Source organism: Streptomyces sp. NPDC007875 (genome assembly GCF_042868035.1).
In the GTDB taxonomy this organism is placed as follows: domain Bacteria; phylum Actinomycetota; class Actinomycetes; order Streptomycetales; family Streptomycetaceae; genus Streptomyces; species Streptomyces antimycoticus.
On sequence record NZ_JBIADZ010000001.1, the window covers coordinates 743,053 to 765,068 of the forward strand.

Here is a 22,016-nt window from a genome sequence, read left to right on the forward strand (position 1 = left end):
CTGAATAACGTACCACTCCTATCCCGGCACCATCCCAGCACGGCAGCGGCATCCCCGTAAGGGGGCTCAGACGCCCCCTCGTCACGACGTCAAGGACGCCCCTGACGCATCGGCCCCGACCATGCCGGCCATTCTGGGCGGAACCCTCAGCGCCGCGGCCACGAACGAGGCGAGCAGCGGGCGGCGGTCCTGTTCGTTCCAGGCGAGTACCAGGCGGCTGAGCGGCGCATCGGATACCGGTACGCCGACCAGGCCGGGCGGGAGCGGATCGACCAGTGACCGGGGAAGTACCCCGATCATCCGGCCCACTTTGATCATCTGGAGCAGCTGGACCACGTCGGCGACTTCCGGACCGGTGCCGTCACCACCCGGCACGCCCTTCCAGCGCGGCAGTGTCTCACCCTCCAGGTCGGCCATCCGCGCCGAAGCGAGCCCGGCCAGGCGGTGCGCGGAGGGGACGATGGCCACCCGCTCCTCGGCGTGGAGCGTCTCGTGGTCCAGGCCGTCGAGATCGTCGAACGGTACGTAGAGCAGGCCGACGTCGGCACGGCCGTCGAGCAGGAAGTCGGTGCGGTCGGCGGGGCCGCTGAAGAGGATGTCGACCCGGCGGGCATCGGGCTGGTGGGCGTACTCGGCCAGGATCCCGGACAGCAGGCCGGCGTCGCCGCCGGGCTTGAGTACGAGCCGAAGGTGGGCCTGGGTGTCGACGGCACGCCGGGCGCTGCGGACGGCGGCGGCGACCGCGTTGAGCGCGTGCCGTCCGTGCTCCTGCAACGCTTCCCCGGCCGGTGTGAGCTCGACGTGCCGGCTGGAGCGGAGGAACAGCGGGACGCCGAGCCGGGTCTCGATCCGGCGGATCGCCTTCGACAGCGCCGGCTGGGCGATCGAGAGCCGGGCGGCGGCCCGGCCGAAGTGCAGCTCGTCGGCGACTGCCACGAAGTACTCGAGCTCGCGGGTCTCCAGTTCAACCATGCCTGTAGGTTATCGCTGAATTCCATATTGATCTTGGACACTTGCGGCATGTGGTCGCAAGAATTGCCACATGATCCAGCACACGATGATCGTCTCCTTCGATCAGCCTCTGCCCGACGCGGAACTCGACCAATACCTTGGGGATATCGAACGGGCCATGCTCGACACCGGTCTCGCGCAGTCGGTCGTGGCCCGCCGCCACATTCCCGTTCCCGGGGAGGAGGCCATTCCCGCGCTGATCGCGACCGCGATCGTGCAGTTCGCCGTGGCCGACATCGACGCTCTGGCGAAGGGGTTCGCCGCGCCCGGCCTGCACGAGGTCATCCACCGCTGGCAGTCGCGGCACCCGTACAAGGTCGCCTGGGCGAACCACGAGCCGCTCGCATGAGCGTCGCATCCCGGAAGGTGGGTCTGGTCACCGGCGCGGGCAGTGGGATCGGCCGCGCGGCGGCGCTGGAGTTCGCCCGGTGCGGCGCCGCGGTCGCCGTGCTCGACATCGACGAGAGCACGGCCGCCGAGACCGCCGAGATGATCAGGGAGGACGGTGGAGAGGCACTGGCCGTCGCCGTCGACATCGGCGACGAACACTCCGTGCGGGCGGCCGTCGAGCGTACGGTCGCGGAGTACGGGGGCCTCGACTTCGCCGTGAACAACGCCGGCCTGGACTCCCATCACCGGCAGCTCGAGCAGATGACACTGGACGAGTTCGAGCGCGTGGTTCATGTCAATCTGGCCGGAACCTTCCTGTGCATGAAGTACGAACTGCCCGCACTGCGCCGCCGCGAGGGCGGCGCGATCGTCAACATCGCCTCCAACGGCGGCTTGTACGCGATCCCGACCGCCCCCGCCTACGTGGCCGCCAAGCACGGCATCGTCGGGCTGACCAAGGTCGCCGCGGTCGACTACGCACCGGACAGCATCCGGGTCAACGCCGTCTGCCCCGGCCCGACCCGCACTCCCGGGTTCGAGCGGGTGGCGGCCGGTACCGATCTGATCGCCATGCAGGAGGCGATCACGCCGCTCGGCCGGATGGCCAACCCGGAGGAAGCCGCGGCCGCCGCCGTCTGGCTCTGCTCGGACGCGGCGTCCTACATCACCGGCATCGCCCTGTCGGTCGACGGCGGACGGCGGGCATGAGGCCCCCGCCTCGCACGGGTACCGGGCCCTCCTGAGACCACATGGCCCCCGCGCTCTCCGTCGCCCGCGCTCCTGAGGAGCCGGGTGCGGAGGGGGCCGTCGGGGCTCGAGCCTCGCGCCCCATCGGGCACGGCCCGCCCTGCCCCGACCGCGCGAACGAGGCCGCCTCCCCTGACCCTGCCTGCCCACCCCGGCGGGCCGCACCGACGTACCTGCGCCGTTCCGCGCATGGCCGATCAGCGGCAGCGACCGGGTGAGAGGCGGTGAGAACGGAATCGGATCATTGAGCACACCCGCGTTCCCCCGCACGGGCGGGAAACCGCCCCGGAGCCTGTCCACGCCGACCGGCACCGCACTCGCCGTCGGCCTGGCGGTGATGACACTGGAAGGCTTCGATCTCGTCGCCTTCGGCGCGACCACACCACTGCTGCTCGACTACCGGCCCTGGGACCTCACGGTCGCCATGGTCGGCCTGCTGGGCAGCCTCACGCCCATCGGTATGCTCGTCGGCTCCCTGCTGGTCGGCCAGTTCACCGACCGGTTCGGCCGGCGCCGGACAACCCTGGTCAGCGCCGCGCTCGTCAGCGCCGGGATGTTTACGTGCGCCGCGGCTCCCCTCCCGTCCCTGTTCGGTGCGGGCCGTTTCGTCGTCGGGCTCGGCGCCGGTGCGATCTACCCGGCGATGGCTCCGCTGATCTTCGAACTCGCTCCTGACAGACGGAAGAATCTGTACTCGGGGATCGTGCAGTGCGGGACGCCCATCGGCGGTGCGTTCGCGGCCCTCACCGCCAATACGTTGCTGAACGGGCACAGTTTCCATGCGGAGTACCTGGTCGGCGGGTTCGCCGGACTGCTCGTGCTGCCCATCGCCTACACCTGGCTGCCCGAGTCCACGGAATACCAGCAGGCGGTGAGCACGTCGGCCCCGGCCCCCGGCAGCCGCGGTGTACGGCTGGTGCTGAAGCCGCCCTACCTCACCACCACACTGCTGTTCTGCGCCATGGCGGCCCTTTCGTTCCTGCTCATCTTCGGCATGAACACCTGGCTGCCGGAGCTGATGAGGACCGCGGACTATCCGCTGCGATCCTCGCAGACCTTCCTCATCCTGCTGAATCTCGGCGCCACCGTCGGCGGACTCGCCATGGCGCTGCTGGCCGACCGTGCCGGATCGAAGGGAGCGGTCACCGCCAGTTTCGTCCTCGGAGCCGCCGCGCTCGTCGGCATGAGCGCCAAGCTGCCGCTGCCGGTGCTCTACGGCATCGTGATCCTCGGCGGCTGCGGCGCGGTCGGGGTCCAGGGACTGCTCAATGTGTATATCTCTCGCACCTATCCGGTGACAGCGCGGGCCAGCGCGGTGGGCGTCGCGCTCGGGGTGGGCCGCATCGGCGCGATCGCCGGCCCCACGCTCGGCGGCTGGCTCCTCGCGGCCGACCTGGCACCCCGGTGGAACTTCATCCTCTTCGCCGTCCCCGCCGTCCTCGGCGCGGCTCTCGCCCTGGCTGCCGACGGACGAAACCCCACGGCCAGGGCCGTCCCACACCCGCGCCGCACCATCAAGGCTTTGCTGCGTCCCTGACACCGCCTCGTCCGCCGGTCACCGCGGACAGCGCACGGGCCAGCAGACGCCAACCCGGCCGACGTGCTCGGCCCCTGTGGGCCCGGCCGTCGGCCGGGCCCACAGGGGGTTTCTCAGGCATCAGGGACAAGGACGGAGTCGTCTTCGGCGCGGGCGCCGGGGAGTTGGTACCGGGCGGCGATCAGAGCAGCGTCGACATCGCGGGTGCCGGTGGCGATGCACAGCGTGTAGGCAACGTCATCGAGTCGCTGCTGTGCCTCCGGGCCGCCGTCCTCGGCGTGCAGGCCACGGAGGGTTTCGTACTGCTGGACGAGGTCGGCGAGAACCGCAGGGTGGGCCATGAGCATGGCAGGCTCCTCTTTCGCGTAAGGGGGTGGTACGAGCTGAGACGGCGGGCCCCGCGATGCGAGGCGCGGAATATCAGGCGGCCGCCGGGATTCGCTGAAGCTGCGGCTCGGCCTCGACCTGTTCGCGAATCGTGCGGCAGCTGCGGGAGATGAGGCGGGAGACGTGCATCTGGGAGATGCCCAGCTCCTCAGCGATATGGGTTTGGGTCATGTCGCGGAAGAAGCGCAGGTACAGGATGTACTGCTCCCGCTCCGGGAGCCGGCGCAGCCAGGGCTTGACCGATTCCCGGGCGATGACCGTCTCGTAGCGGGCCTCGGGCCGGCCGAGGGTATCGGCCAGCGAGTAGCCGTCCTCCGCACCGGCCAACTCGGCGTCCAGGGACAGGGAACGGAAACTGTCCATGGCTTCCATCCCGGCGAGCACGTCCTCTTCGCTCATGCCGGCGGCTTCGGCGACCCGCGCCACGGTCGGGGAACGGTCGGTGCCTCCCGCGGCGGCCAACTCGTGAAGGGTGACGCGGACCTTGTTGCGCAGTTCCTGAACCCGCCGGGGGACGTGCAGGGCCCAGCTGTAGTCGCGGAAGTACCGCCGAAGCTCCCCGACGATCGTGGGGATCGCGAACGACTCGAACGCGCCACCGCGCTGCGGGTCGTAGCGGCCGACGGCCTTGACCAGGCCCATCGCCGCGACCTGTCGCAGGTCATCCAGGTTCTCTCCACGGTTGCGGTAGCGGCGGGCGAGGCGGTGGGCCATCGGCAGCCAGGCCGCGACCAGTTCCCCGGCCAGTACCTCCCGCTCGGGTCCATCCGACGCCATTGCCAGCCGCTCGAAATCGGCCGCGGTGTCGGGGGCGTCGTCATGACGGTGGCGAGCGCGTGCGGGTGTGGTGCTTATCGGTGTCATCTTTGCTCCCTGCTCATTGCTGTTCAGCAGAGCGGGAGGCCGGAACGGCACATCTGGGGCCCACAGCGCGTACGCGTGGCTCCCGCCAGGTGTGCCTGCTTTCCGAAGCACCTCAGTCCCTGACTCTCCTAGCCCGCCTCACTGAGGTCAAACCGCTTTATCGCAACTGCGGCCCATGAGGGGTGGGTGTGCGATGCGTACCCTGGGCGTCCCGGGTACCCGAGGCGCAAGCCGTTGCCGAATCCCCCGGGCGAACGCGATGGCCAGGCTCTTCCGGTCCGGAATGGGGGCCGGTGGAGCCGCCCGCCCTCGGCGGTCAGCCGTCGATGCCGCCGCTCTCACAGACCTGCCGGGCGATGTCCCGCAGCTTCATGTTGCGTTCCTGGGACACCCGCCGCAGCACGTTGAACGCGTCGTCCTCACCGACCCCGAGACGTTCCATGAGGATGCCCATGGCCTCGCCGATGGTGTGCCGACTGGCGAGCGCCTGCTGGAGCTGGTCTGCGGTACGGGCGCTGGAGAAGGCGACCGCGGCGTGCGAGGCCAGCAGCCAGCCCGCCGTCTCACTGCCCTTGGTGAAAGCGGCCGGCCGCCGCGCGTACAGATTCAGGGAACCGAGTTCCTCCTCCCCCGTGTAGAGCAGGAACCCCATCATGCTCCCGACACCCAACGCGCGGGCCCGGCCGCCGAACTCGGGCCACCTCTCCTGCGGCTCGGCGAGGTCCTGGATCCGGTAGACCCGCTGGCTGCGGAGTGCGGCATCGAAGCACGGGCCCTCACCGAGCCGCTCCTGCAACTGGTCGGAGCGGACCACCAGCCCGTCGGTCGGGGCCAGGGTTTCCACCCGGTTGTCGCGGAAGACCAGGATTCCGGCCGCCTCACACCCCTCGACGATTTCCACAGCACGCGCGGTGATCCGCTCCAGCGTCGCGTCCACCGAGTCCTGCGCCAGCAGGTCCCGCGCCATCTCCGCCATCCGCTCGGCGAACCTTGCCCAGTCCATGACCGCTGTCCCTCTCGCCGTCATCCGTGTCTTCCACACGCCCACGGTGGGCACTTGGTGCGTGCATCCGCCGTCAGGGTATCCGGGGCGCCGGGAGGCCGTGCAGGGGTGATGGCGGTGGGACGTCGGCTGCGGCCCGGAGGGCGACGACGTCGGCGTGAGCGGTGCGGTCGCCGGGTGGGATGATCGGCGTATTCCAGTGTGAGGAGGAACCACTGTGCTGGTTCCGGCGTCCAGTGTGCGACGGGTAGCGGACTGCGAGGGCTGGGCCGTGCTGGTCCTGGCCGGGGAGGTGGATCTCGCCTTGGCTCCCGCCCTGCGCGAAGGCGTGGACGCGGTGGCGGGCGAGGGCCAGAGCTGGATCGTGCTGGACCTGGAGCAGGTCACCTTCATGGATTCCGCCGGGCTGGGCGTGGTGGTGTACGGGATGCGGCGTGCCGAGGCGCACGGGGGCCGCCTGCGCCTGGCCGGACCTGGTGCGCAGGTGCGGCGGCTGCTGCAACTGACCGGAGCCGATGCGGTGATCGGCGTGTTCGCCGACGTGGTCAAGGCGTGCGATGAGCCGTGCCGCTGATGTGCCCCCGCCGGAGCCTTCTGGTGTATCCGGAGGAGCGGGCAGAATACGGGGGGTGGACAGCTCCCCGAAGGCGGGTGCCGTCGTCCCCGCTGTGACGGGTAACGCGCTGATGGCCGCGCTGTTCGCGGCAGCGGGGGCCGGCGTGTACGCGGTGGACGCGGCCGGACTCGTGATCGCCTGCAATCCGTGGGCGGAGCGGCTTCTGGGCTACCCGCCCGGCACGCTGATCGGCGTCAACGCCCATCAGGCCCTGCATCCACCAGCGGAAGACGGCGGCGGGCTGCCCGCTCAGCACCCGATCCTCACCGACATCGCGCTGGGCAAGCGGATCAGCGGTGACCGGGCCGTCCTGACGCGCGCTGACGGCACCGCGCTGCCGGTGTGGTGGACCGCGGCGCCCCTGCCCGCCGACCTGGGGCACGGACCGGGAGCCGTGGTCGTCTTCCACGACGCGTCCGCCGAGCGTGAGCGGGCCGAGCGCCGCGCGAACCGCAACGCGCACAGCGAGACCATGCGCGAACAGGCCGAGTACGACTTGGCCGAGGTCACCTGGCTGAGCGAACTGACGCTGGCGATGGTCAGCACGCTGGACGCCGCTGAAACGCTGGAACGCCTGGCGCGTCTGCTGGTTCCCAACCTGGCGGACACCGCCCTCATCGACCTGACGAACGGCCGCACACGCCACCGGGCCGCCGCCGCCCACCACGCTCCCGGCATCCTGCCGGGCCCTTCGGACGACTCCTCGCCCCTGCCGTACCACCCTGCCCACGACGAGGCGCTGACCCGGGTGTTCCACGGCGCGGGAACCCAGCATCTGAAGCCTCCGTCGGCCGCCACCTCATCGGAATCAGCTGATCTGTTCACGCTGGTGGAAGCCCGGGAGGCGCTGGTCATACCGCTCAGGCTGCGCGCCAGCACCTTCGGGGCGCTGACGCTGACCCGCGCGGCGGCCAGCCCCGCCTTCAACGAGGCAGACCGCCTCCTGGCCGAAGAAGTGGCCCGCCGCGCCACGCTGGGCCTGGACAACACCCGCTTGCACGCCGCCCAGGCCGACATCGCCGCCACTTTGCAACGCGCCCTCCTGACGGACCTGCCCGCCGTCCCCGGCCTGGAGCTGGCCGCCCACTACCAGTCCGCACAGCGCGCCGCCGAAGTCGGCGGGGACTGGTACGACGCCTTTTTCCTGGACGACGGTGACCTCGCCCTGGTCATCGGCGACGTCACCGGGCACGACATCCAGGCAGCCTCCCGCATGAGCGAACTGCGCAACATGCTCCGCGCCCTGGCCGTCGACCGCCCCGAGGAAACCCCCGGCCAGATCCTGCGGCGCCTGGACACCGCTCAGGCCCGCCTGACCCTCGCGGACTCCGCCACCGCCGTCCTCGCCCGCCTGCGCCCCGCCCCTGACGGTGCCTGGGACCTGACCTGGTCGGTCGCCGGGCACCCACCGCCCCTGCTGCTCACCGCCGATGGCAGCGCCACCTACCTCACCGGCGGTCACACCATGCTCCTGGGCGTGCGCCCCACCTTCGAACGCCCCACCGCGCACGCCACGCTCCCCGCCGGCGCCACCCTGCTGCTCTACACCGACGGCCTGGTCGAATCCCGCACCCAGTCCCTCGACAACGGCATGACCCGCCTGCGCCAGCACGCCACCTCCGGCCGCCACTTGCCCCTGCCCCGACTCGTCGCCGAACTCGCCCGCGACCTCGGTGACGAGCGCGACGACATCACCCTCATCGCGGTCCGCGCCCCCGCCACCGCCCCCAACATCTGACGCCACGTTCGACGCTGAAGCTGCCGAGGAATGCGGACGCTGTTTCCTCCTCCAATGATCGGGAACCCGCTGAGCGAGCGGCCGTACCGTGGCAGTCGCCAACTCGGGCTTCGCCACGGCGGTCCATGGAGGTCCGCACACTTATGTTCAAGGCAATCGCAGACGTACTCCGCGCCATCGGCGGGGCCATCGCCACCGTCGTCACCCTGCCGTTCCGGGCCGTGGCCCGGCTCTTCGGTGGAGCGTCGGACACGGCGCACGGCCGTCACTGAACCCGCACGCACTGCCGTACAGGCCGGAAACCGGCCCAGAAGAGGCCCAGAAGAGGACCAGTCCGACGGCCCAGGACATCGTTGCCCCGCGTCGGGGCAGGAGCTGTTCGGGGACGAGTGCACCACCGAGGAGAGGATGGGGCCATGGCGCCGACTTCTGTGCCTGCCACCGCCTACACGCGGGCCGAGGACACGGCGCGGGCCGACCTACATCGTCGGTGAGATCAAACGCTTCTTCCGCGACACCTCCTGGGCCGTCCACGTCCCACGCCGACTGCAGGAACTGCGCGTGGACATCGCCCAGGCCAAGGAGCAGATCGCCGCCCACCAGGACCACGAACCGACCGTCAGGGAACTCGCTGAGCATCTGAAGCTGCGCGAAAACGAGGTCATCGACGGCATCGTCGCCTCCAACGGCTACACGGCCGGCTCCCTCGACATGCCAAGCGACGGTGGCGGCAACGGCCGGGCCACCCCCATGCGCTCCTATGCCGACACGCTCGGTGAAGCAGACGCCGCCATGGAGACCGTGGAAGACCTGCACACCCTGGCCCCGCTGCTTCAGCAACTGGATGAGCGAGAGCGCCGCATCATCGAGATGCGCTTCGGCCAGGAGATGACCCAGTCCGAGATCGGCGCCGACCTGGGCATCTCTCAGATGCATGTCTCCCGGCTCCTCTCCCGCACCCTCGTCCAGCTCCGCACCGGCATGCTCGCCTGAACTCCGCGCCGCACCTGCCCGGGACGTGTGTGAGCCCGGGCCGTATTCGTGCTCCTGCAGTGCAGGAGCACCGCCTGTGATCGACGACGATGTGCCGGAGTGCCCGGCCTGACGTGGGCGTGCGTCTTCGGGGGCGGAGCGTCGGCCAGGTGCTCAGCGGCCCCCGGATTGGACGATCTTCCGTACGTTGTCGATGTCACCGCAACCGGCGGTCGGTCAGTCCGCCTGCCCGCCCGGCCGCGGACTCGCCGCGGACCGGTGCGCGTTCCAGTCGGCGCGGCCGCCCGCGCCCATTACTCCGGTGCCGGCGGTGAACGTGGCCCCGCTCCGGCGCCGCAGCTCGCGCCGGGAGATGTGGGCGACGAGGGCGGGGAAGACCGGGCGCAGCGGCTGGCACCAGCGCAGCCAGGGCGGCGCGTAGACGCGGGGAGCGCGGCGGACGATACCGGCGGTGAGCAGGCCGGCCACCCGCGCCGGGGTCTGGACGCGGCGGGCGAACCGGGGCTGGTGTGCGCGCAGGGCCCGCAGTACCGGGTTGTCGTCGATGCCGCCGATCATGTCGGTGCCGGTCCAGTGCAGGTAGGCGACGCCGACGGCGATGCCCTCGGGTTCGAACTCGCAGCGCAGGGCCTGGGCGAAGGACTCCGCGCCCGACTTGGAGGCGCAGTACGCGCTCATCATGGGCGCGGAGCCGAACGAGGCGGTGGAGGCGACCTGGAGGAAGTAGCCGCGAGTGCGGGTGAGGTGGGGCAGGAAGGCCCTGACGGTGTTGGCGGCGCCGGTCAGGTTGACGTCGACGACCCTCCGCCACAGGTCGGCCCCGGTGTCGCGGAAGGGCCCGCTGACGGCGATGCCCGCGTTGGCCACGACGACGTCGGCGGGGCCGAGCCGTGCCTCGACCTCGCGTGCCGCGTCGTCCAGGGCGGCCGGGTCGGTGACGTCCGCCTCGACGCACAGGGTGGGCGCGGGCAGCCCGGCCGCCGCCTCCCGCAGCCCTTCCGCCTCCCGGCCGAGCAGCGCCACCCGTACTCCGGCCTCGGACAGCGCGGCGGCGAGGGCCGCGCCGACGCCGCGGGCGGCTCCGGTGACGACGGCCACGCGTCCGCGCAGCGGTGAGCCGCCGCTGTGCGGGCTCTGGCGGCGGGCGATGCCGTGGCGGCCGAGTCCTCGTCCGCTTGTCTTCATGGCCCTCCTCTCCTGCCGACGGGTCTGTCCCCACGGTTCTTCCGGCGTCCTCGTCTGCGCGGGAGCGGGTTGGGTCCGGCGGCACCAGTCCGGTCCCGCGAGGCCGATCAGTCCGACCGTCCGCGGACGGCGGGTGTCCGTCCCCACGTGGCCAGGGCTCTGAGGAGTGCCCCCCGCCCGCGGTGCGGCACGGTCCACAGCGTCTGCCCCCGCACCCCCCACCGCTCCAGCAGGGCGTTGGCCGCGAGGAACCCGCTCGTCGCCGCCCGTTCCATGAGCGCCACGGGCAAGCCGGTGCGGACCAAGTCGCCGGCCACGACCAGTCGAGGGTGCGGGGTGCGGACGGTGGGGCGGTTGCCGTAGCCGCCCACCGGGAACAGGGGGCAGTCGTCGTGCCACTCGTGGCGGGCGTCGACGACCGTGGCCTTGCTGGTCTCCGGGTAGACGCGGTGCAGTTGGTCGAGGAGACGCTTGTGTTCGACATCCCGGGGGGCGTCGGGCGGTACGGCGTAGGCGTGCAGTTCGACGACGGAGCCACCGGTGCGCGCGGTCCAGCGGGCCGCCTCGTCCTCGTAGCGTTCCAGCACGCTGATGTTGTCGAGGGTGCCGAAGCCGCTGGTGCCGAGGAAGCCGGGCCGGTCGGGTGCGACAGGCCGGTCCAGCCACAGGCGGCTGACCAGGAAGGGCGGTGCGGTGCGCAGCCGTCCGATCCGCTCGCGCCAGGGCGCGTCGCCCAGCTGTCCGCAGCGTGCGACCAGCGAGCGCAGCCCCGCGGTGTCCAAGGCGAGGACGACCCCGTCGTGGCGGCGCTCGTCCCGGTCGGAGGCGACCACGAACCCGCCGTCCGGGACGGGCGCGATGTGCTCGACGGCCGTGCCCGTGCGCACCTCGGCATGGTGCCGGGCCAGATAGCCGGCGAGCGGGTCCCACAGAGCGGCCGGGAAGGGGTCGCGGACCACGTCGAACAGCAGCCCTTCGGCGGAGCCGAGGAAGTAGATGTGGAACATCAGCGCCATCTCGGCCGCCGACAGCTCCCGCGGGTCGGCGAAAAAGCTGCGGGAGAACACCTCGAAGGCCAGATGGCGGGCGCTTTCGGGGAAGCGCACGGCGGCCAGGAAGTCGTGGGCGCTGGTGCCGTCCAGGCGTTCGTACACCTCCGGCACGCGCACGTCGAGCAGTGGCAGGGCCGCGACGGGGTCCATGGCGCGCAGGTCCGCGAGCCGGAAGGAGGGACTGCGCGCCACGAAGCCGAGCGCGCTGAACGGCGGGGTGCGCGGGACGTGCCGGAAGCTGTCGTGCAGGCCGCCGGCGTTGAGCAGCGGGTAGTCCGGGAGGCCGGTGAGCCGCTCCAGGCCGGGGTCGGTCCGGCGCAGCAGTCCGCGCAGATTGTAGTACTGCCGGAAGAACGCGTGGAAGCCGCGGCTCATGGTCACCGTGGTGCCGTCGCGCAGTTCGGTCGGCCATCCGCCGACCCGCCCGCCGAGACAGGGCCGCTTCTCGTACAGGGTGACGGCCACCGCGCGCTCGGCGAGCACGGTGGCGGCGGCCAGGCCGGCGATGCCCGCGCCGACCACCGCCACCGACGGCGGGGTCCCCCGCACCCGGGGCGCTCCGGGCCGGGCCGGCAGCGTCCGGGCCCGGCGGTCGCGTCCCCGGCGCGCGGCGCCCTGGCGCGGGGTCCTCATGCGTCCTGCCTCCGGTCCTGCGTCCGGTGGGCGACGAAGGTGTGGGCGATGCCCGTCTGCCAGCCCGGCAGCGGCAGCGCGCGGACCTGGTCGAAGCCGGCCGTGCCGAGGCGCCGCGCGAACCGCCCGGCGGTGTCGAACTCCAGCACGCTGCACCACAGGTGCCGGTAGAGCGTCCCGTCCCCCAACAAGGTCGCGACGGGCTGGACGACGCCCCGGCACACCAGCGTCCACACCGCGCGGTCGGCGCGCCGCCCGCGGAGGGTGTACTCGTGCACGCCGAGCCGGCCGCCAGGCCGCAGCAGCCCGCGCACGCCGGCGAGGACGGCGTCGGGGTCGGTGACGTTGCGGAACAGGTAGGCCGCCAGAACCGCGTCGAAGGGGCCGCGCACCCCTGCTTCGGCCAGCCGCTCGGCGGGGGCGTGCACGAAGGTCACCCCGCCCGCCCACGGCTTGGCCGCGGCCCGCCGGAGCATGCCGGCCGAGGCGTCCACGGCCGTGATGTCGGCGGCGGGCAGGACGGACCGCAGTGCGGCGGTGGAGGCGCCGGTGCCGCAGCCGAGGTCGAGCAGGCGCAGCCCCTGCCCATGTCCGGGCAGGCCGAGCCGGCGCACCGAGCGGCGCAGGTGGGCGTGGTAGCCGGGGTTGGCGGCCACGAGCGTGTCGTAGCTGCGGGAGGCATGGTCGAAGGCGGCGGCGAGGCGCTCGTCGCGCAGCAGCGTCATGCGGTCTCCGTCGGGGGGAGGGGCGGGGCGGGCGGGTCCGGCGTGGGACACGGCGCAGTGGCGGGGCGCACCGGCGGACGCGGCGACGCGGGCAGGTCGAAGGGGCGGCGGGGCAGGCGGGGCAGCTCCAGGGCGGAGCGCAGCATCGGCCCGATGGGCGTCCGCAGGCCGATGGACACGTCCTCGTGCAGACGGGTGGCTCCGTCGAGGAAGCGCAGCAGCCGTGCCATGGGCACGCGGGCGAACAGGCGGCTGAACAGCTCCGGGCCGTCGGCCCGGCCGCTGTCCAGGGCACGCAGCAGGACGGCGTCCATGGCACGGGAGCGCGCCGAGTGGGCGGCGGGCGGCACCGGGCGGCGCCCACGGCGCAGGGCGTCGGCGACGGCCCGCGTCTGGCGCTGCAGTCCGGCGAAGGTGTAGCCGGTGGCGGGGCGGGTTGCTCCGCCGGCGGCGCCGATGTGGAAGACCGAGGCGCCGGCCTGCCGGGGGATCGGCGCGTCCGTCATCGGGATGACGCCGGTCTCGGTGGCCAGCACCTGCCGTTCGCCGAGCCGCAGCACTTCATCGGCGTAGTGCCGTACGGCGGCCTCGTAACGGTCCGGCGTGAGGGCGCGCGGAGAGAACTCGGTGTACTCCACGAGCGCCTCGCACGGCCCGAGTGGCAGGACGTAGCCGAAGGACAGGCCGTGGGCGGGCTGCGGGGTACGGAAGTCCATCAGCTCCACTGCGGCCGGGTCGAAGGCGGGCCGGGCGGTGCGCACGAACCAGCCGTGGAAGTGCTGCAGCAGAGTGGTGCGAGCGGCCGGCAGGCTGCTCGGGGGACGGGAGTCCAGCACCCAGCGGGCGCTGAGCACCCGCACCCGGCCGTCGGTGTCCCTCAGGTGGACGTGAGCCCCACCGGGCTCGTCCTCCACCGTTTCGACGATCGCTTCCAGGCGCCGGACGTTGGGGCTGTGGGCCAGGTCCCGGGAGACCAGGCGCTCGAAGTCGGCGGAGTGGATCATTCGGTACCGCAGCGGGGCGATGTCCCCCTCGACCGGGGCGCCGGTGCGCGGGCGCACCCTCAGCCGCCGCCACTCGGCCCGCACCGCCGCGTCGAACCGCCCGGGTCCCGCCGCCCAGTAGCACCAGGTCCGCGGCGGCGGCCGCAGCGGACCAGGCGGCGCGTCCACCAGGACCACGGACGGTGTCCGCAGGCCGGGAACGCGTCCGGCGAGCCGGTGGGCCAGCGACAGCCCGGCGGCGCCCGCCCCCACAAGGGCCACGTCCGTCTCCGGCACGGCGCCTCCCTTCCTGGGTCTGCTTCCGACCCGGTCTGCTTCCCACCCGGTCTGCTTCCGACGCGGTCTGCTTCCGACGCGCGGCGGCGGGGTCCTACGGCGGTGAGGGGCTCCGGGGTGATTCCCCCGCCGCCCGGCGGATGGGGCACACGACACCCGTTTCCGGATATCTCGTCACGGTTTTCCACATTGTGTACCCCGGCGGATGCAGGGCGCCCCCTGACGGCGAGCGCCCGAGCGCCGGACACGGCACCGTGAAGGGGCGGTGGTCGCCGCGATCGCGTGCGGCGTTCGCACATCCGTCCGCGCCGCCCGCGAAGCAGACGTGTGACGAGAACGACGGACACGACGGAGGGAACCGGAATGCGTCCCACCCACGCGAAGGACCCTGCGACCGCGCCGCCGTGCCTGGTCGCGGTGGTGGAGGCGCCCGTGGCGTCACCTCCGCGCAGCCCGGTGGCCGACGGCGGCGCAGGACATGGCACGACGGAGGCGTGGCCCGCGGCGAGCGGGCCGCTTCCCACCGGATCCGCTGAGGTGCGCCAGATCGACGCCGACGTGCCCGGCGCCGTCGGCCGGATGCTCGGCCATGTGCTGGCGGAGCGCCTGCCCCGCGCTCGGCTGGCGGATCCGCTGTTCGCCGAGGAGCTGGCCGAACGGGTGACACGCTTCACCCTGGAGGGCGGCAAGCGCACGCGCGCGCAGCTGGTGTGGTGGGCCTCGCGGGCCTGCGCCGGCCGGGATCCGGTGTCCGCGGCAGCGGCCCTGCGGATCGGGGGCGCCCTGGAACTGCTCCAGACCTGCGCGCTCGTCCACGACGACGTCATGGACCGGGCGGTGCTGCGGCGCGGCCGGCCCGCGCTGCACACGGACGTGGCCGATTGGTACGCCGACCGGGTGGGGCCCGAGCGGGCCGAGCGGTTCGGGCAGTCGGCGGCGGTCCTCGCCGGGGATCTGGCGCTGGCCTGGGCCGACGACCTGATGGCGGAAACGCCGCTGGCGCCCAGCACCGGGGTGGTGGTGCGGCGGCTGTGGAGCGACATGCGCACGGAGATGGTGGCGGGCCAATACCTGGACGTACGGGGCCAGATCAGCGCCACGCGGTCCCTGTCCCGCGCGCTGCGCGCCGCCTGCCTGAAGAGCGCCCGGTACTCGGTGGAGCGGCCCCTCACCCTGGGGGCCGCCGTGGCGGGCGCGGACGAGGCGACGCTGCGCCGGCTGTGCGACGCCGGCCGCTGTGTCGGCTTGGCGTTCCAGCTCCGCGACGACCTGGACGACGTCTTCGGCGGCCCGCGGGAGACCGGCAAGGCGTGCGGCGGCGACGTCCGGGAGGGCAAACCGACCTATCTGGTCGCGGTCGCACGTGCGCGGGCCGAGGCCGCCGGCGACGGCGCCGCGCTCGCCGTGCTGGAGCGGTGGCTCGGTGACGCGACGCTCACCGAACGCGGCCTGGACGAGGTGCGGGACGTACTGATCGCGACAGGGGCGCGCGCCACCGTGGAGACCAGGATCGACCGGCTTGCCGCGCACGGGCTGGGACACTTCGACAGCGCCCCGCTCGACCCGGAGGGCACCGGCCCGCTGCGCAGTCTGCTGCTCGCGGCGGCCGGGGCTCGACCGGGTGGGGATGCCGCCGTACGCCTGCGGCCCGCGCACGATCCGTGCGGGACTCGGCCCTGCGGCACCGAGGGGACCGGCCGATGACCCGCGCCCTGCCCGGCCCCACGGACCACGTGGTGGTCGTAGGCGCCGGACTCGCCGGGCTGTCGGCGGCGCTGCACCTGCTGGGCGCCGGACGCCGGGTCACCGTCGTCGAACGCGAGGACCTGCCCGGCGGCCGGGCCGGACGCCTCGACCTGGCCGGTTACCGGATCGACACCGGGCCCACCGTGCTGACCATGCCGGAGCTGGCCGACGAGGCGTTCGCCGCCGTCGGCGACAGCCTGTACGAGCGGGTCCACCTGGTCCCGCTGCACCCGGCCTACCGGGCCTGCTTCGCGGACGGCAGCAGTCTTGACGTGCACACCGGAGCGGACGCGATGGCCGCGGAGGTGGAGCGGTTCGCCGGGCCGGCCGAGGCGGCGGGCTACCGGCGGCTGCGCGACTGGCTGGAGCGGCTGTACCGGGCTCAGATGCGCCGGTTCATCGACGTCAATTTCGACTCGCCGCTCGGCCTGTTCAACACCGACCTCGCCCGGCTGGCCGCGCTGGGCGGCTTCGGCCGTCTCGACGCCCGGATCGGCCGTTTCCTGAGGGACGAGCGGCTGCGCCGGGTGTTCTCCTTCCAGGCCCTGTACGCGGGTGTGCCCCCGGCGCGAGTGCTGGCCGCCTACGCGGTCATCGCCTACATGGACACCGTCGCCGGCGTGTACTTCCCCCGGGGCGGCATGCACGCCCTTCCGCGGGCGATGGCGGAGGCAGCCGCCGACGCGGGCGCCGAGCTGCGGTACGGGCAGCAGGTGACCCGCCTGGAGCGGTCGGGCGAGCGGATCACGGCCGTCGTCACCGACACCGGCCGCATCCCGTGCGACGCGGTCGTCCTCACTCCGGACCTGCCCGTCGCCTACCGGCTGCTCGGCCGCCGGCCACGCAGACCGCTCGGGCTGCGCCACTCCCCCTCCGCGGTCGTGCTGCACGCCGGCACGGACCGCACCTGGCCCCACCTCGCCCACCACACGCTCTCGTTCGGCGCGGCATGGCACACCACGTTCGACGAACTCACCCGTGCCGGACGGCTGATGAGCGACCCGTCGCTGCTCATCACCCGCCCCACCGCCACCGACCCCGGCCTCGCGCCGCCGGGCCGCCACCTGCACTACATCCTCGCCCCCTGCCCCAACACCGACATCGGCCCGCACGCGGCGGCCTGGTCCGACCTCGGCCCGCGCTACCGGGACACGCTGCTGCGGGAGCTGGAACGACGCGGGCTGGACGGCGTCGAAGCCGCCCTAGAGGAGGAGTGCCTGATCACCCCGGCCGACTGGCACACCCGGGGGCACGCCGCCGGGACACCCTTCTCCGCCGCCCACACCTTCGCCCAGACCGGCCCGTTCCGGCCGCGCAACCTGGTGCGCGGCACGGAGAACGCGGTTCTGGCCGGCTGCGGCACCACGCCCGGCGTCGGCGTGCCGACCGTGCTGCTGTCGGGGAAGCTGGCCGCGGCCCGCGTGACCGGCGTACCCGGACGCGGGACCACCCGCTCGCGCCCCTCTGCGACCACCGCCCACCCGGCGAGGGCCGGCGCCCCGGCTCGCCCGCGTTCCTCGGTCCCGTCCGTGTTCCGGGCCGCCGCGCGGGAGGCGGCGGCCACCCCACGAGCGCTCGAGGCACCTCGCCCCGGCCTGACCGGCGCGCAGGAGCCGCCGGCCTCCTCGCCGAAGCCCCCGGCCGCCGCACTTCAGCGCCCGGCGCCGGAAAGCCCCCCGGCCGATCTCACCGACCCCACGGCCCCCGCGACCGAAGGCAGGACCGGATGACCGATCGAGAGCTCGACGCGGCGGGGATCACCGATCCGGCGCTGCGTGCGGCCTACCGCCACTGCCGCGCCCTCAACGCCCGGCACGGCAAGACCTACTTCCTCGCCACCCGGCTGCTGCCCGTCGAACGCCGGCCCGCCGTGCACGCCCTGTACGGCTTCGCCCGCTGGGCCGACGACATCGTCGACTCCCTCGACCCCGGCACCGGAGCGGAGGTGCGGGTGCGGGCGCTGAGCCGGCTCCAGGGCGAGCTGGAGGAGGGGCTGCGGCGGGGCGGCAGCGGCGAGCCCGTGGTGCGCGCACTCGCCGACACCGCCCGCCGCTACGCCATCGACCACGCCCACTTCCGGGACTTCATGACCGCGATGCGCTCCGACCTAATCGTGACGGACTACCCCACCTACGCCGACCTGCGCGCCTACATGCACGGCTCGGCCGCGGTGATCGGGCTCGAGATGCTGCCGGTGCTGGGCACGGTGGTGCCGCGGGAGGAGGCCGCGCCGTACGCCGCGGCGCTGGGCGTCGCCTTCCAGCTGAGCAACTTCCTGCGGGATGTCGGCGAGGACCTGGACCGCGGGCGCGTCTACCTGCCCGCCGACCTGCTCGCCGGTCACGGCGTGGACCGGGAGCTGCTGGTCCGCAGCCGCGCGACGGGCCACCCGGACCGCCGGATCACCGCCGCGCTCAAAGAGTTCGAGGCGCTGACCCGCGGCGTGTACCGGGTGGCGGTGTCCGGCATCGAGATGCTCGAACCGGTGGCGCGGCCCTGCATCCGCACTGCGACCGTCCTGTACAGCGGCATCCTGGACACCGTCGCCCGCGACGGCTACGCCGTGCTGCACCGGCGGTCGGTGGTGCGGCGGCGGCGCAGGGCGGTGGTCGCCGTCGACGGGCTGGCCCGGGTGGCGGCGGCCCGGCTGCGTGCGCGGACCGGTCCCGGACACCGGCCGCCCGCTTGCGCCCGGCCCCTGCCCGCGGCCGCGCCCTCCCCGGCGATGGCCGTCCGCTCCGCCGAGGAGGCCGCGTGAACCGCCCTCGCCTGCCGCTGTCGCTGCGCCGCCACGCCGTGCCCTGGGGGCGTCAGCGGCCCACCTGGCGCGAGGCGCGGCCCGCGGTGATCGCCGGGGCGCTGAAGCGGGCGCAGGCCCGCCCGTCCGGGAACTGGTACGTCGTCGGCGCCTCCCGCGCCCTGCGGGGGGACGGCAAGCTGGCGCGGACCGTGGCGGGTCAGGAGGTCGTGGTCTGGCGCGGGCCCGACGGGCGCCTCGTCGGCGGACCGGGGATCTGCCCGCACCTGGGGGCTCCGCTGCGGGACAGCCCGGTGCGCTGCGGCACGCTGGTGTGCCACTGGCACGGGCTCGCCCTGGACGGCAGCCCGTACGCGGGCTGGTCGCCCTTGCCGGTGCGTGACGACGGGGTGCTGGTGTGGGTGCGGCTGGACACGGTGGGCGGGGAGGAGCCGCTGGACGCACCGGTCGTACCGCGGCGGCCCGAGCCCGCCCGCGCCCTGACGGCCGTCTACACCGGGGTGGGTGTCTGTGAGCCCGAGGACGTGCTGGCCAACCGGCTCGATCCATGGCACGGGGCGTGGTTCCACCCTTACTCGTTCGTCGACTTGACGGTGGTGGACGCGCCCGGCGGCCCGGCCTGCGCGGCGGACGACGGCGCGGACGCCCTTACCGTCGACGTGTCCTTCAAGGTGGCGGGCCGGCTGGTCGTACCGGTCCGTGCCGTCTTCACGGCGCCCGAACCCCGCACTGTCGTCATGCACATCGCCAAGGGCGAGGGCGCGGGCTCCGTCGTGGAGACCCACGCCACCCCGCTCGGCGCGGACGCGTCCGGCCGCCCGCGCACCGCCGTCATCGAGGCGGTGGTGACCGCCTCGGACCGTCCGGGCTTCGCCGCCGCCCGCCGGGCCGCGCCGCTGCTGCGTCCCCTGGTGCGCGCCGTGGCCGGGCGGCTGTGGCGGGACGACCTGGCCTACGCCGAGCGGCGCTGGCAGCTGCGGTCGACGGGCCGCTTCCCGGGCTGAGCGGAGCGCGAGGCGTTCCCGAGCCCGTTCTCCCACCCGACGGTCACCGGCTCGACCGGCGCGCGCCGGTCGAGCCCTCAACGCGTTCAGTGTCCGGTCGGCAGGACAGCGCCTCCAGGGCCGACCAGAGGTCCGTGACTCATGAGTCGGAGTAGCTGAAGTCGCCAACGGTCCAACCGCTGACGTCCTTGATCGCGACGCGGTACATTCCCCCCGTCTCGGGGATCCCCATGCTTCCTTGCAGGATTCGGGCCACGTGAAAATGCAGATGGGTGGGCAGCCCACCGCGGTCGGGCCCCTCCTGCGTCCCGTCGGCGGTGAAGACACCGGCGAAGGGGCGGAGACGGTCCGAGTCCCTCAGGATCTCCGACACACGCCGCCTCCACACGGCTTCGGGAGCCAACCGTCCGGTGATGACAGCGCCGCCGGTGACCACGGTCAGCGACATCTGATTGCTCTGCTCGGACTCCACCATGGCGGCCACGTCAACGAGTAGTTCGTCAGCGTTCGACATGAGAGCCGATTTTATTCATCGATCCGGCCGGCTGTATCCCACTGGACGCGGCGGCTGACGTGCCGGGGCCCCTGCCGGGGTCGCCCCCGGGTCAGCGACGCGGGGGAGTTCACACGTTGAACCGGAATGCCTGCGGCCGATCCTGACCTGCGGCGGAGCTCCATCCACTGCTCTGACCAGCCATTTCTCCGTTGGCATGCGTTATGGCTGTTTACGTACGAGATCTGCCCCGTCTGCTTCTGGGAGGACGACGCCATCCAGTTTCGGTGGCCCACCGTGGATGGCGGAGGCCCTGAACTGCGGAAATGCGGGCGCCTCCCAGCACCATCCCAGCACGGGAGGCCGAGGTCGTGCAGCCAGGGCTGGGCGGCGAGGAAGGCGTCCGCGTGGTCCGCCGGGATGTTGGACAGCAGGGCGACCCGGGCGCGGTCCCGCAGGGTCCGCACTAGGTGACCATGCGGTCGTCGACGCGGGACCAGCTGTCGATGTCGGTGAGCCGCAGCTCTTCGATCGTGTCGGCGTCGGCAGGGCGGGACAGCGCGTGCAGTACGTCGGTGCAGTACGCGGATGCGGTGTGCCGGCCGGCGTCGTAGGGCAGGCGGTGGGTCCAGTAGGCCGTGGTGAAGGCGTCGGCGGAGGTGTGGCAGCGGGCGGCCATCTTCTCCAGTGCGCCCGGGCGTTGGTGGCGGGCGATGACCCCGAAGAGGTCGAAGAGCACGATGCGGCGGCGGTCGGTGGTCATGAAGGTCGGTTCCGTTGGGTCTCGGGGCGTCGAGTTCAGTGCCGGTCGGGCAGTGCGCGGGCGAGGGAGTCGAGGGCGGCCAGGGCGTCGGGGCCCGCCGGGGCGAGCACGACGCTGGTCGCCCCGGCGGCGTGGCGGGCGTCGATCGCCGCGCGGGCTTGGGCGGGGGTGCCGGCGATGCTCAGCTGACGGACCCAGTCGGCGGGCATCGTCCGGGCGAAGTGCCGGGCGTCGGGGCTGGCGGCGCGGTGTGCGTGCAGTTCCTCGGCGAAGGGCAGGGGGTCGATGTGCGCGGCCCACTGCGGCTCACCGACCGACTCCAGGACGGCGCGGACACGGGTCAGGGCGGCTTCCTCGTCGTCGTCCACGGCTGCAGCGTCGTAGACGACGGTCTCCCGAGGGTTCGCGGAGGCGCCCAGGTTGCGCAGGGAGGCGGTGATGTACGCGGGTGCGGCGGGCTCGGCCAGCAGGAGCCCGTCGGCGACCTCGCCCGCGACTGCCTGCGACTTGGGGCCGCGGACGCCAAGAATCACCGGGGGGACGATGTCCGGGATCTCGGTGAGGACCACGCCTTCGCAGCGGACGTACCGGCCGTTCTCGGGACCGGGCTCACCTGCGATGAGCAGGCGCAGCGCCCTCGCGTACTCCTTGATCAGCGTCAGAGGACTTTCGGGCCAGGACCCGACCTGGCGCATCCAGCCGGGCATGCCGTGGCCGATCCCCGCGATGAGCCGGCCGGGGTGGAGCTGGGCGAGGGTGGCCAGTTCCATCGCGGCGAAGGCCACGTTGCGGGCGCCGGCGGGCATGATCCCGATCCCGACGGTGAGGTTCTTGGTGGAGGCAAGGACGGTGGCGGCCTGGGCGACACCGCCGCGCCAGCCGAGGTCCTCCACCACCCAGACCTGGTCGAACCCCAGCTCCTCGGCGCGCCGGACATAAGGCAGCACCTCGCCGACGGGGAGATCGAGCGGCAGCATCACACCGACAGGGCCGCGGGCGGGGGGTGCGGGTGACTCGGACATCTGGGGCTCCTTCGGTCGGCTGAGGGCATTGCTCCCGGCCCTGGTGACCGGGGGAGGAGAGCTTGTGCG

At 73.1% G+C, this 22,016-nt stretch carries 22 protein-coding genes and 1 pseudogene; 12 read left to right on the forward strand and 11 right to left on the reverse strand.

Going from position 1 to position 22,016, the window contains the following annotated elements; translation table 11 throughout:
* Positions 1 to 81 precede the first annotated feature (81 nt).
* Positions 82 to 972, reverse strand: a complete 891-nt coding sequence (locus ACFYOY_RS03205) for a LysR family transcriptional regulator (RefSeq protein ID WP_351900319.1) — start codon at positions 970 to 972, stop codon at positions 82 to 84.
* 70 nt (positions 973 to 1,042) lie between these two features.
* Here ACFYOY_RS03205 and ACFYOY_RS03210 point away from each other — a divergent pair, with 70 nt between their 5' ends.
* From ACFYOY_RS03210 to ACFYOY_RS03220, 3 genes are all read left to right on the forward strand, one after another.
* A complete protein-coding gene (locus ACFYOY_RS03210; protein WP_351900321.1) occupies positions 1,043 to 1,360 on the forward strand; it encodes a hypothetical protein in 318 nt (105 codons plus the stop codon).
* Positions 1,357 to 2,109, forward strand: a complete 753-nt coding sequence (locus ACFYOY_RS03215; protein WP_351900324.1) for an SDR family oxidoreductase — start codon at positions 1,357 to 1,359, stop codon at positions 2,107 to 2,109. The genes ACFYOY_RS03210 and ACFYOY_RS03215 overlap by 4 nt, the downstream gene beginning before the upstream one ends.
* 283 nt (positions 2,110 to 2,392) lie before the next feature.
* Positions 2,393 to 3,685, forward strand: a complete 1,293-nt coding sequence (locus tag ACFYOY_RS03220; RefSeq protein ID WP_388584441.1) for an MFS transporter — start codon at positions 2,393 to 2,395, stop codon at positions 3,683 to 3,685.
* A gap of 113 nt (positions 3,686 to 3,798) precedes the next feature.
* On the opposite strand, the gene ACFYOY_RS03225 is transcribed toward ACFYOY_RS03220, so the two are convergent.
* The 3 genes from ACFYOY_RS03225 to ACFYOY_RS03235 all read right to left on the reverse strand — a co-directional run bounded on the left by ACFYOY_RS03225 (position 3,799) and on the right by ACFYOY_RS03235 (position 5,939).
* Complete coding sequence (locus tag ACFYOY_RS03225) at positions 3,799 to 4,032, reverse strand: DUF5133 domain-containing protein (RefSeq protein WP_351900331.1); 234 nt, start codon at positions 4,030 to 4,032, stop codon at positions 3,799 to 3,801.
* Between the two features lie 73 nt (positions 4,033 to 4,105).
* Positions 4,106 to 4,936 (reverse strand): SigB/SigF/SigG family RNA polymerase sigma factor, encoded by an 831-nt coding sequence (locus tag ACFYOY_RS03230; RefSeq protein ID WP_351900335.1) that lies wholly within the window; start codon positions 4,934 to 4,936, stop codon positions 4,106 to 4,108.
* 316 nt (positions 4,937 to 5,252) lie between these two features.
* Complete coding sequence (locus ACFYOY_RS03235; protein ID WP_388584444.1) at positions 5,253 to 5,939, reverse strand: GAF and ANTAR domain-containing protein; 687 nt, start codon at positions 5,937 to 5,939, stop codon at positions 5,253 to 5,255.
* A gap of 217 nt (positions 5,940 to 6,156) precedes the next feature.
* Between ACFYOY_RS03235 and ACFYOY_RS03240 the strand changes: the two genes are divergently transcribed.
* The 4 genes and pseudogenes from ACFYOY_RS03240 to ACFYOY_RS03255 all read left to right on the forward strand — a co-directional run.
* Complete coding sequence (locus ACFYOY_RS03240) at positions 6,157 to 6,513, forward strand: STAS domain-containing protein (RefSeq protein WP_388584447.1); 357 nt, start codon at positions 6,157 to 6,159, stop codon at positions 6,511 to 6,513.
* A 55-nt stretch (positions 6,514 to 6,568) separates the two neighbouring features.
* Positions 6,569 to 8,293, forward strand: a complete 1,725-nt coding sequence (locus ACFYOY_RS03245; RefSeq protein ID WP_351900347.1) for a SpoIIE family protein phosphatase — start codon at positions 6,569 to 6,571, stop codon at positions 8,291 to 8,293.
* A 143-nt stretch (positions 8,294 to 8,436) separates the two neighbouring features.
* On the forward strand, positions 8,437 to 8,565 hold the full coding sequence (locus ACFYOY_RS03250; protein ID WP_351900351.1) for an LPFR motif small protein: 129 nt from the start codon (positions 8,437 to 8,439) through the stop codon (positions 8,563 to 8,565).
* Positions 8,566 to 8,773: 208 nt separating this feature from the next.
* Positions 8,774 to 9,286: pseudogene (locus ACFYOY_RS03255) on the forward strand (sigma-70 family RNA polymerase sigma factor); the annotation flags it as partial.
* 216 nt (positions 9,287 to 9,502) lie between these two features.
* Here the strand turns inward: ACFYOY_RS03255 and ACFYOY_RS03260 are convergent.
* The 4 genes from ACFYOY_RS03260 to ACFYOY_RS03275 form a co-directional block, all read right to left on the reverse strand.
* The gene (locus ACFYOY_RS03260) at positions 9,503 to 10,471 is read right to left on the reverse strand and encodes an SDR family oxidoreductase (RefSeq protein WP_351900355.1); all 969 of its coding nucleotides are present in this window, start codon (positions 10,469 to 10,471) and stop codon (positions 9,503 to 9,505) included.
* Positions 10,472 to 10,578: 107 nt separating this feature from the next.
* On the reverse strand, positions 10,579 to 12,156 hold the full coding sequence (locus tag ACFYOY_RS03265) for an NAD(P)/FAD-dependent oxidoreductase (protein WP_351900359.1): 1,578 nt from the start codon (positions 12,154 to 12,156) through the stop codon (positions 10,579 to 10,581).
* On the reverse strand, positions 12,153 to 12,881 hold the full coding sequence (locus ACFYOY_RS03270) for a class I SAM-dependent methyltransferase (protein ID WP_351900362.1): 729 nt from the start codon (positions 12,879 to 12,881) through the stop codon (positions 12,153 to 12,155). Before ACFYOY_RS03270 ends, ACFYOY_RS03265 begins: the two co-directional genes overlap by 4 nt.
* Positions 12,878 to 14,161 carry a lycopene cyclase family protein gene (locus ACFYOY_RS03275; RefSeq protein WP_351900366.1) on the reverse strand — a complete coding sequence of 428 codons (1,284 nt, stop codon included), beginning with the start codon at positions 14,159 to 14,161 and terminating at the stop codon, positions 12,878 to 12,880. The genes ACFYOY_RS03270 and ACFYOY_RS03275 overlap by 4 nt, the downstream gene beginning before the upstream one ends.
* A 363-nt stretch (positions 14,162 to 14,524) precedes the next feature.
* Between ACFYOY_RS03275 and ACFYOY_RS03280 the strand changes: the two genes are divergently transcribed.
* From ACFYOY_RS03280 to ACFYOY_RS03295, 4 genes are read left to right on the forward strand one after another with little or no spacing between them, the layout of a single operon-like run.
* Positions 14,525 to 15,865, forward strand: a complete 1,341-nt coding sequence (locus ACFYOY_RS03280; protein WP_388584453.1) for a polyprenyl synthetase family protein — start codon at positions 14,525 to 14,527, stop codon at positions 15,863 to 15,865.
* Positions 15,862 to 17,637 (forward strand): phytoene desaturase family protein, encoded by a 1,776-nt coding sequence (gene crtI, locus ACFYOY_RS03285; RefSeq protein ID WP_388584455.1) that lies wholly within the window; start codon positions 15,862 to 15,864, stop codon positions 17,635 to 17,637. The genes ACFYOY_RS03280 and crtI overlap by 4 nt, the downstream gene beginning before the upstream one ends.
* The gene (locus ACFYOY_RS03290; protein WP_388584458.1) at positions 17,634 to 18,665 is read left to right on the forward strand and encodes a phytoene/squalene synthase family protein; all 1,032 of its coding nucleotides are present in this window, start codon (positions 17,634 to 17,636) and stop codon (positions 18,663 to 18,665) included. Before crtI ends, ACFYOY_RS03290 begins: the two co-directional genes overlap by 4 nt.
* Positions 18,662 to 19,669 (forward strand): DUF5914 domain-containing protein, encoded by a 1,008-nt coding sequence (locus ACFYOY_RS03295; protein ID WP_388584461.1) that lies wholly within the window; start codon positions 18,662 to 18,664, stop codon positions 19,667 to 19,669. Before ACFYOY_RS03290 ends, ACFYOY_RS03295 begins: the two co-directional genes overlap by 4 nt.
* Positions 19,670 to 19,808: 139 nt before the next feature.
* Here ACFYOY_RS03295 and ACFYOY_RS03300 read toward each other — a convergent pair whose 3' ends face one another.
* On the reverse strand, positions 19,809 to 20,183 hold the full coding sequence (locus ACFYOY_RS03300; protein WP_351900385.1) for a hypothetical protein: 375 nt from the start codon (positions 20,181 to 20,183) through the stop codon (positions 19,809 to 19,811).
* Positions 20,184 to 20,309: 126 nt separating this feature from the next.
* Here ACFYOY_RS03300 and ACFYOY_RS03305 point away from each other — a divergent pair, with 126 nt between their 5' ends.
* Positions 20,310 to 20,636, forward strand: coding sequence for a CPCC family cysteine-rich protein (locus ACFYOY_RS03305; protein ID WP_351900387.1), 327 nt, complete (start codon positions 20,310 to 20,312; stop codon positions 20,634 to 20,636).
* Here the strand turns inward: ACFYOY_RS03305 and ACFYOY_RS03310 are convergent.
* Both ACFYOY_RS03310 and ACFYOY_RS03315 read right to left on the reverse strand, forming a co-directional pair.
* Positions 20,629 to 20,925, reverse strand: coding sequence for a hypothetical protein (locus ACFYOY_RS03310; protein WP_351900390.1), 297 nt, complete (start codon positions 20,923 to 20,925; stop codon positions 20,629 to 20,631). The genes ACFYOY_RS03305 and ACFYOY_RS03310 overlap by 8 nt on opposite strands.
* Positions 20,926 to 20,960: 35 nt before the next feature.
* A complete protein-coding gene (locus ACFYOY_RS03315) occupies positions 20,961 to 21,947 on the reverse strand; it encodes an LLM class flavin-dependent oxidoreductase (protein WP_351900393.1) in 987 nt (328 codons plus the stop codon).
* Between the last annotated feature and the right edge of the window lie 69 nt (positions 21,948 to 22,016).